10 protein-coding genes are annotated in these 8,274 nt (G+C 50.4%); 2 read left to right on the top strand and 8 right to left on the bottom strand.

Features of this window, described 5'->3' with window-relative positions; all coding sequences use genetic code 11:
- Positions 1–150: 150 nt before the first annotated feature.
- Positions 151–834, top strand: a complete 684-nt coding sequence (locus ACLR2L_RS06345) for a substrate-binding periplasmic protein (protein ID WP_413366668.1) — start codon at positions 151–153, stop codon at positions 832–834.
- A 41-nt stretch (positions 835–875) separates the two neighbouring features.
- Complete coding sequence (locus tag ACLR2L_RS06350) at positions 876–1,229, top strand: PQQ-binding-like beta-propeller repeat protein (protein ID WP_140961360.1); 354 nt, start codon at positions 876–878, stop codon at positions 1,227–1,229.
- Positions 1,230–1,434: 205 nt separating this feature from the next.
- On the opposite strand, the gene hisIE is transcribed toward ACLR2L_RS06350, so the two are convergent.
- From hisIE to hisG, 8 genes are all read right to left on the bottom strand, one after another.
- Positions 1,435–2,055 (bottom strand): bifunctional phosphoribosyl-AMP cyclohydrolase/phosphoribosyl-ATP diphosphatase HisIE, encoded by a 621-nt coding sequence (gene hisIE, locus ACLR2L_RS06355; RefSeq protein ID WP_413366655.1) that lies wholly within the window; start codon positions 2,053–2,055, stop codon positions 1,435–1,437.
- Positions 2,056–2,072: 17 nt separating this feature from the next.
- Positions 2,073–2,861, bottom strand: coding sequence for an imidazole glycerol phosphate synthase subunit HisF (hisF, locus tag ACLR2L_RS06360; RefSeq protein WP_140961356.1), 789 nt, complete (start codon positions 2,859–2,861; stop codon positions 2,073–2,075).
- Positions 2,843–3,580, bottom strand: a complete 738-nt coding sequence (gene hisA / locus ACLR2L_RS06365; protein ID WP_413366657.1) for a 1-(5-phosphoribosyl)-5-[(5-phosphoribosylamino)methylideneamino]imidazole-4-carboxamide isomerase — start codon at positions 3,578–3,580, stop codon at positions 2,843–2,845. The genes hisF and hisA overlap by 19 nt, the downstream gene beginning before the upstream one ends.
- Complete coding sequence (hisH, locus tag ACLR2L_RS06370) at positions 3,580–4,185, bottom strand: imidazole glycerol phosphate synthase subunit HisH (protein ID WP_413366659.1); 606 nt, start codon at positions 4,183–4,185, stop codon at positions 3,580–3,582. The genes hisA and hisH overlap by 1 nt, the downstream gene beginning before the upstream one ends.
- Positions 4,185–5,255 (bottom strand): bifunctional histidinol-phosphatase/imidazoleglycerol-phosphate dehydratase HisB, encoded by a 1,071-nt coding sequence (gene hisB / locus ACLR2L_RS06375; RefSeq protein WP_140961350.1) that lies wholly within the window; start codon positions 5,253–5,255, stop codon positions 4,185–4,187. The genes hisH and hisB overlap by 1 nt, the downstream gene beginning before the upstream one ends.
- Complete coding sequence (gene hisC, locus ACLR2L_RS06380) at positions 5,252–6,334, bottom strand: histidinol-phosphate transaminase (protein ID WP_413366662.1); 1,083 nt, start codon at positions 6,332–6,334, stop codon at positions 5,252–5,254. The genes hisB and hisC overlap by 4 nt, the downstream gene beginning before the upstream one ends.
- Before the next feature lie 10 nt (positions 6,335–6,344).
- A complete protein-coding gene (gene hisD, locus ACLR2L_RS06385; protein ID WP_413366664.1) occupies positions 6,345–7,592 on the bottom strand; it encodes a histidinol dehydrogenase in 1,248 nt (415 codons plus the stop codon).
- 74 nt (positions 7,593–7,666) lie between these two features.
- Positions 7,667–8,274, bottom strand: a 608-nt coding sequence (hisG, locus tag ACLR2L_RS06390) for an ATP phosphoribosyltransferase (RefSeq protein ID WP_413366666.1), incomplete at its 5' end; no start/stop codon positions are given.

The raw sequence follows: 8,274 nt of genomic DNA on the forward strand, positions 1-8,274 counted from the left end.
TTGTTTTTGCTGCGCCTATCCATGCCATAACTCAATGTTGTGGCGATTTCCCAAGGTTGCATGACAGGCGAATCGCGGTACTATGGTAGCAGGATGTGTCCAGACGTTTTAAACAGCATGAAAAGGTTATTCAGAAGTGTGTGTTTGAGTGTGACGGTCATGCTAAGCAATGGTGTTTTTGCTGATACATCATTGATGGTCTTCACAGAGAGCTCCCCGCCATATCATTACGTAGAAAATGGCAAAGTAATTGGCGAAGTAACAGACAAAGTGCGCAACATTATAGCGCGGGCAGGGTATACGGCTGAATTCAAAGTATTTCCTTGGGCGCGGGCGGTATTGAACACGCAGCGTCACAATCGGGCGCTTATATTTTCAATTGCCCGAACACCAGAGCGGGAAAATCAGTATCAGTGGATTGCGCCGGTAACTCAGTTTGAGTTGGGTATTCTCGCACTCTCTGCCCGCAACGACATTTCAATTTCCAACTGGCGTGATTTAACGTCGTATTCCGTTGCCACGCAACGGGGTGATATAGCTGAAAAATGGCTCAAGGAGCTCGGCTTTAAGGAAGGTCAAAATCTGATCGCCTGTGCTGATATTGTTTGTTCATGGGAAGAGCTCAAACGGGGCACAGTGGATTTTATTATCGAAGATCCCCGGTTAGTTGCCGATACAGCTGAATTAGTGGGCCTGAAGGTTACCGACGTCACCATGCACCAACTTATCCCTGAGTTATCGGTTACTGCCCATTTGGCTGCCAGCTCAACAATGCCGCCGGCAATTGTTGCCCGATTACGCCGCGCCGCCAACGAAATTGGTTACCGACCCTAGGCTAGAAATCAGCCGTTGAATCTCAACATGGAGTGACAGAAATGGAAAAACTGTTTTTAGGCATTAAAGGCCACGTTGTGTGCCTGGAGAAAGCGACGGGAAAGACGCTTTGGGATACCAAACTAAAATCGACCTCTGGCGTTACCAATCTGCTATTTGAAGACAACAGGGTGTTTGCGTATTCCGGTGGGCATTTGTTTTGCGTTAATGCAGAAAACGGTAGAATTCTCTGGGAAAACAAACTGGATGGCTTTGGCTATGGTGCCTGTATAATTGCCAGTGAAAACCAAAATGCCAGTTTGATAACCAGTCAGATTCAGGCTCAGCAGTCTTCAGCGGCTACCGCTGGTATTATTGCTGCTACAGCAAGCACATCAGCGGGTGGCGGCGAGTAGAAAGCAGATGTACTACTCAATTTGGATGGGTATTGAGCTGCTACAGAATTGAGCGCGGTGATAATGTTGCAAGTCTCCTTGGTAAGAAAGACTACAAACTCAACCGTTTTTCCCGATATCGCTATGCAAGTCAGTGATGGTGAGTAGGGAAGACGACTAACGGGAGCAAGTTATTTAATTAACCGCTCCCGTAACGATTAGCGAATTACGCCTTGTGGCGCTCGCGAAGGATCCCAATAGCATCAGACATCGACATATCGCAGGCATGCAGCAGCACCGTTAAGTGATACAGCAAATCGGCCGCTTCGTTTTTCAGCTCTTCGGTGTCCATAACAGTAGCTGCCAATGCGGTTTCTACCCCTTCTTCACCTACTTTCTGGGCGATGCGTTTTACGCCTTTACTGTATAGTCTGGCGGTGTAGCTGGAGTCTGGATCGGCGTTTTTACGCTCAGCCAGAATGCGCTCAAGATCGCCAATAAAGGTGTAATCAGCAACTTCACCATGGAACCAGCAGCTTTCTTCGCCGGTGTGACAGGTTGGGCCATTTGGCTTAGCCAGTACCAACAAGGAGTCGGCATCACAGTCGGCACTTATGCTGACTAGATCAAGCGTATTACCCGATGTTTCGCCTTTTTGCCATAAGCGCTGCTTGGAACGGCTAAAAAACGTGACTTTGCCACTTTCCAGTGTTGTCGTCAGGGCGTCCTGATTCATATAACCCTGCATCAGTACTTTGCCGGTAACGCCATCCTGCACAATAGCCGGTAGCAGGTTGTCCATTTTATCCCACGCCAGCTGCGTAAGTGTTTGTTGTGTCACTTTCATATTTACACCCTTGTTGGTTAACCCTGGCGAAAGCGTTCGCGCATGGCTATGCCTTCGCTAACCAGCGTGGCTTTTAGTTCGTCAATGTCAATAATGCCTTTGTGGAAAACAGACGCTGCAAGCGCGCCATCCACATCGGCTTGCTTAAATACATCGGTGAAGTGAGCAATGGCACCCGCACCGCCAGAAGCAATCAGCGGAATATTACAAATATCACGAACGGCTTTTAGCTGAGCAAGGTCGTAACCCTGACGCACGCCGTCCTGGTTCATACAATTCAGTACGATTTCGCCAGCACCGCGTTGCTGTACTTCTTTAATCCAGTCCAGTGTTTGCCAGGCAGTTTGTTGAGTGCGGCTTTCGTCACCGGTAAACTTGTATACTTCGTACTGGTTGTTGTCTTTGTTGTAAAAGCTGTCGATACCAATCACCACGCACTGCTGTCCGTACACATCGTGTAGCTCGTTGATCAGGTCCGGATTGGTCAGCGCTGGTGAGTTGATTGATATTTTATCTGCACCCATTTCAAGGATGCGGCCTGCATCTTCAACTGATTTGATACCACCGGCCACGCAGAACGGGATATCAATAACCTGCGCTATGCGGCTCACCCAGCTTTTGTCTACCACGCGTTGGTCTGAGCTGGCGGTAATATCGTAAAACACCAGTTCGTCTGCACCGGCTTTCGCGTATTGTTCCGCTAACGGCACGATGTCACCAATGATTTCGTGGTTGCGAAATTGTACGCCCTTTACCACTTTGCCATCGCGTACATCCAAACAAGGAATTATCCGTTTTGCCAGCATGCGATAGCCTCCTCAACGTTGAATTTACCTTCCAGTAACGCCCGGCCTAAAATCACGCCGCCGACGCCGGTAGGGCGTAAGGCACGAATGTCGTCCAGCGAACCAATGCCGCCGGAGGCCTGCCAGCTTACTGCCGGAAACTGTTTACACACTTCGGTGTACAGCGCCACGTTTGAGCCTTGCAAGGTACCGTCGCGGCTGATATCAGTGCACAGTACGTGTTTAGCACCCACTTCAGCAAACTCCCCCAGAATGTGTTCCAGTGACACGCCCGAGTTTTCCTGCCAGCCATGGGTGGCAATGAACTTGTTGCCTTGTTCGTCAATGTTGATATCCAGGGCCAGCACGATGTGTTCAGGACCGTATTTCTCAACCCAACTCTTTACCAGCGCCGTTTCTTTTACTGCCAGTGAGCCAACGACAACGCGGCTTACGCCGGACTCTAACAGCTGAGCGACTTCCTGCTCACTGCGAATACCGCCGCCAGCCTGAAACTTCATTCGCTTGGTGTCGACCATGTGTTTAATCAGGGTAAGCTGACGCTTACTGGTGTCTTTGGCACCGGTCAGATCCACAATATGAAGCCATTCTGCACCCTGGTCGGCATAGCTATGCACCACATCAACCGGCGCTAAGGTGTACTGGGTTTTCTGGTTGTAGTCGCCCTGATAAAGGCGAACGACTGCGCCGTCTATTAAATCAATTGCTGGAATAATCATTACATGTTCACAAAGTTAGTTAACAGTTGTGCACCGGCTTCACCAGAGCGCTCAGGGTGGAATTGCACACCGAAGAAATTATTGTGCTGAATGGCTGCTGAAAAGGACTGGCCATATTCACACGATGCCAGCGTATGTTCATACACAGGCACCGCAAAACTGTGCACAAAGTAGAAATACGTACCTGCATCGATACCTGCAAATAAGGCTGAATCTATTTTTGGCGAAATGGTGTTCCAGCCCATGTGCGGCAATCGCAATTCGCCCGCTTTCAATCGGGTAACTTCACCGGGCATCAGTTTAAGGCAATCAATCGTGCCGCTGGTGGCTTCATCAGACTGCTGCACCATCAACTGCATACCAAGACACACGCCTAGTACCGGCTGCGTGAGCTGTTGAAGCGTAGGGATCAGGCCTTTACCGGTAATGCTCTTCATCGCAGCGCCCGCGCTGCCCACGCCGGGCAGAAACACTTTGTCGGCCGCTTTGATGACAGCTGGGTCATCTGACACGGTAACGGCAACGCCTAAACGTTCCAGCGCAAATTTTACCGATGAAATGTTTGCACAGCCGGTATTAACAATCACAATGGTTTGTTGTGACATTACAAGGCTCCTTTACTGCTTGGCAGGGCATCACCCTGGCGCGTAATTGCCTGGCGCAATGCACGGCCGAACACTTTGAATAAGCTTTCTACCTGATGATGCGCATTGCCCTCAGTGGTAGACAAATGCAGGGAAAGTCCCATGCTTTGCGACAGCGAATAGAAGAAGTGCTCTACCATTTCAGTGGCCATTTCGCCTACCTGATCGCGACTGAAATCTGCCTCGAATTTGAGGTAAGGGCGGTTAGATATATCCATGATGCATTCCGCCCGGCACTCGTCCATGGGCAGCGCGAATCCAAAGCGTCCAATGCCGCGTTTATTGCCAAGGGCTTTTTTCAGTGCTTCGCCTAATGCCAGCGCGGTGTCTTCAACACTGTGGTGATCGTCGATGTGCAAATCGCCGTCAACTTTTACCTGTAACTCGAAGCCGCCATGGGTGGCAATTTGGTCGAGCATGTGGTCGAAAAAGCCAATACCAGTATGAATACTGGACTTGGCCGCAGAGTCTAAATCCACGCGCACATGAATGTCGGTTTCAGACGTGGTGCGGGTTACTTCTGCAATGCGGGCAGAGGCCAGCAGTTGCTTTTCAATCATTGGCCAATTCAGGGTGTCGCGATCGTAGCGAATGCCCACTATGCCCATGTTCTCGGCCAATTGAATGTCAGTCATGCGATCGCCAATGACAGCAGAGCGGGTAAAGTCGACTTTGCCTTGTTGCAGGTAGTCTTTTACCAGTCCCAGTTTGGGTTTCCGACAGGTACAGTTGTCGGCATCGAAATGCGGGCAAATCAGCACGTCGTCAAAGGTTACGCCCTGGCTTTCGAAAACCGCCATCATGGCATTGTGTGGTTTTTCAAAATTGGCCATCGGGAAGCTATTGGTGCCCAGGCCATCCTGGTTGGTTACCATAACCAGCTTATAGCCAGCCGCTTTCAGCTTGAGTAACACTGGGATCACTTGTGGCTCAAAGGCCAGCTTCTCAAGCGAATCCAACTGCTTGTCGATAGGTGGCTCTTCTACCAGTGTGCCGTCACGGTCGATAAATAAAATGGCTTGCTGACTCATGACTTAGCTCCTGTCTGATTAAAAAATGTATTCAGCAGCGACAGCAGTCGCTGGTTTTGTTCTGCGTTGCCAACAGTAACGCGCAAACAGTGTTGTAAATTCAGTTGCTTGGACTGATCGCGAATAAGCATGCCTTCGCTTACTAAAAATTGCATGATGTCACTGCTTTGCGGGTGACGGAACAATATGTAGTTGGCTTTTACATCGCCCATCATAGTCACGCCCGGCAACACGGCGAGGGCGCTGCGAAGGGCATCGCGTTCGGTGTTCAGGTAGCTCACCTGTTCGCGCATGCGGGCAACGTTTTCTTCACTGAGTGCCTGGGTCACGATCTGTGCCACCGGCTCCGGAATAGGGTAAGGCGCAATCACTTTCATCAGCGCCTGAATAATCTCTTCGTTTGCCAGCGTAAAGCCACATCGTAAGCCAGCCAGCGCAAAGGCTTTCGACAGTGTTCGCAATACCACCAGATTGGCGTACTGACTGAATTTAGTTGCCCAGGTATTGGCCATATCAAATTCAATGTAGGCTTCGTCCATTACCACCAGTGCACGATCTTTAAAGTGGGCCAGAATGCGTTCCACATCGGCTGCTTTAACTTGTGTACCGGTAGGGTTGTTGGGAGCACAAATGAAAACCAGGTTGACGTTGTCTACCGCACAAATGCCATCTACATCCAGATTGAAATCTGGTTTAAGTGGTACGCGCTCTATGCCCACATCACAGGTTTCTGCGCTAATTGCATACATACCGTAAGTAGGCGGACAAATCAGAATGCGATCTTTACCCGGTGTACAAAAGGTGCGAATCAGTAATTCTATGCCTTCATCGGCACCCCGGGTAACCATCAGTTGGGATGTCTCTAATCCTGCATAACGGGCGTAACCTTTAATCACGCCAGATGGTTGGCACGACGGGTAACGATTAAAGTTACTGTCGTCAATGCTATAGGGGTTTGCAAACGGCGATTCGTTGGCATTGAGCCAGTCCTGGCCACCGGAAAATAACCGGCGCGCAGATTCATAAGGCTTCAGTGGCACCAAATTGGCGTTGATAAGGGTATCAACTAACTTACTCATATACGGATCTCTACTTCGAATCGTTACGTTGCAAGGCTTCCAGGCGATAGCGCACGGCATCGCGGTGCGCGTCTAGCCCTTCGGCATCAGCCAGTTGCATTATAGCCGGGCCCAGATTGCGCATGCCGTCAGCGGATAACTCCTGAATGGTGTAGCGGCGCATAAAATCGAGCAGGCCCAAACTGGAATAATTACGGGCATAGCCATAGGTAGGCAACACGTGATTAGTACCAGACGCATAATCACCAGCGCTTTCTGGTGACCATGGCCCCAAGAAAATAGAACCGGCGTGTTTAATTGCTGGCAAATGATCCCGGGCTTTGTCTATTTGCACAATCAGGTGTTCCGGCGCATAAGCGTTACTGACTTCAATGGCCTGTTCTATTGAGTCGGCCAGAATGTAACGGGCATTCTGCATGGCTTTGCTGGCAATACTTTCACGCGACAAACGCGCAAGTTGAGCGGTAACTTCCGCTTTCGTTGCCTCTATCAGCGCCTGACTTTCTGAGACCAGAATGGCCTGAGAATCCGGACCGTGTTCTGCTTGTGAAAGCAGATCAGATGCTACGAATTCCGCACTTGCATTGGCGTCAGCCAGCACCAGTACTTCAGATGGGCCAGCAGGCATGTCGATGGCCGCGCCATCAGCTCGCTGACTAACCTGTTGTTTGGCTTCGGTTACATAACTGTTACCCGGGCCAAAGATCTTGTCGACCTTTGCTATGGTGTGAGTGCCAAATGCCATTGCTGCAATGGCTTGCGCGCCACCACACAAATAGATTTCTTCGATGCCACACAATTTGGCCGCGTAGGCAATTTCCGGTGCAATGCGCTGTTGCGCATTGGGCGGTGTGCACAGCACGCGGCGCTTACAGCCTGCAACCAGCGAAGGGACGCCAAGCATCATTACCGTAGACGGCAATGGCGCACTGCCGCCCGGGATGTAAAGACCAACCGCTTCAAGGCCGGTAAAGCGCTGTTCGCAAACCACGCCAGGGGTAGTGGTGAGGCGAATATCTTCAGGATATTGTGCCTGGTGGAACTGTTTTACATTGTTGAATGCGGTTTGAATGGCACTTTGTACCTCTGCAGAAACTTGCGCTGCAAGCGCATCCCGCGCTTCAACTGACAAAGGTAGCGCTGACAGCGCAGGGCAATCAAACTTGCGCGTATAATCCAGCACTGCGTCGTCGCCGCGCGCTTTTACGTCGGCCAGAATGCCCGCTACGGTATTGCGCAGTGACTCGCTGTCTGCCATTGCCGGGCGCTACAGCGCTGCGGTTTTGTCGGCAGTGGAAAGCGTTGACCAGTTAATCATTGATAACCTCTCAGTTAACCCATCATTTTTTCAATTGGCATTACCAGAATTGAACTGCAGCCCAGTGCTTTTAATTTTTCCATGGTTTCCCAGAACAGATTCTCTGGGCTTACCACGTGGATAGCTACTGTATCGTCAGAGCCCGCCAGCGGCAGAACTGTTGGGTTTTCCGCACCTGGCAGCAGGCTTTTTACCTGTTCCAGATAAGCTTTGGGAGCGTGTAACATGATGTACTTACTTTCTTTTGCCTGAATCACACCGTCGATACGAGGCACTAAGCGGTTGATCAACGCCTGTTTTTCCTCGCTGATTTCACCGTCGGCGCGTTGAATTAATACGGCTTTTGAACGGAAGATCACTTCTTCTTCCTTGAGGCCGTTGGCTTCCAGTGTGGCGCCGGTTGATACCAGGTCGCAGATTGCGTGGGCCACACCTGCACGAGGGGCTACTTCTACTGAACCGGTTAGCATTACCGCTTTGGCATTAACGCCGCTCTCTTTGAAGAAACGCTCCAGTAGGTAAGGGTATGTAGTGGCTACTTTTTTGCCTTCCAGTGATTTAACACTTTCGTAGTTAAATTCGTTGGGAACGGCAATCGATAAACGGCAACCGCCGTAATCTA

This window comes from Alteromonas sp. AMM-1, assembly GCF_047290655.1.
Lineage (GTDB): Bacteria > Pseudomonadota > Gammaproteobacteria > Enterobacterales > Alteromonadaceae > Alteromonas > Alteromonas mangrovi.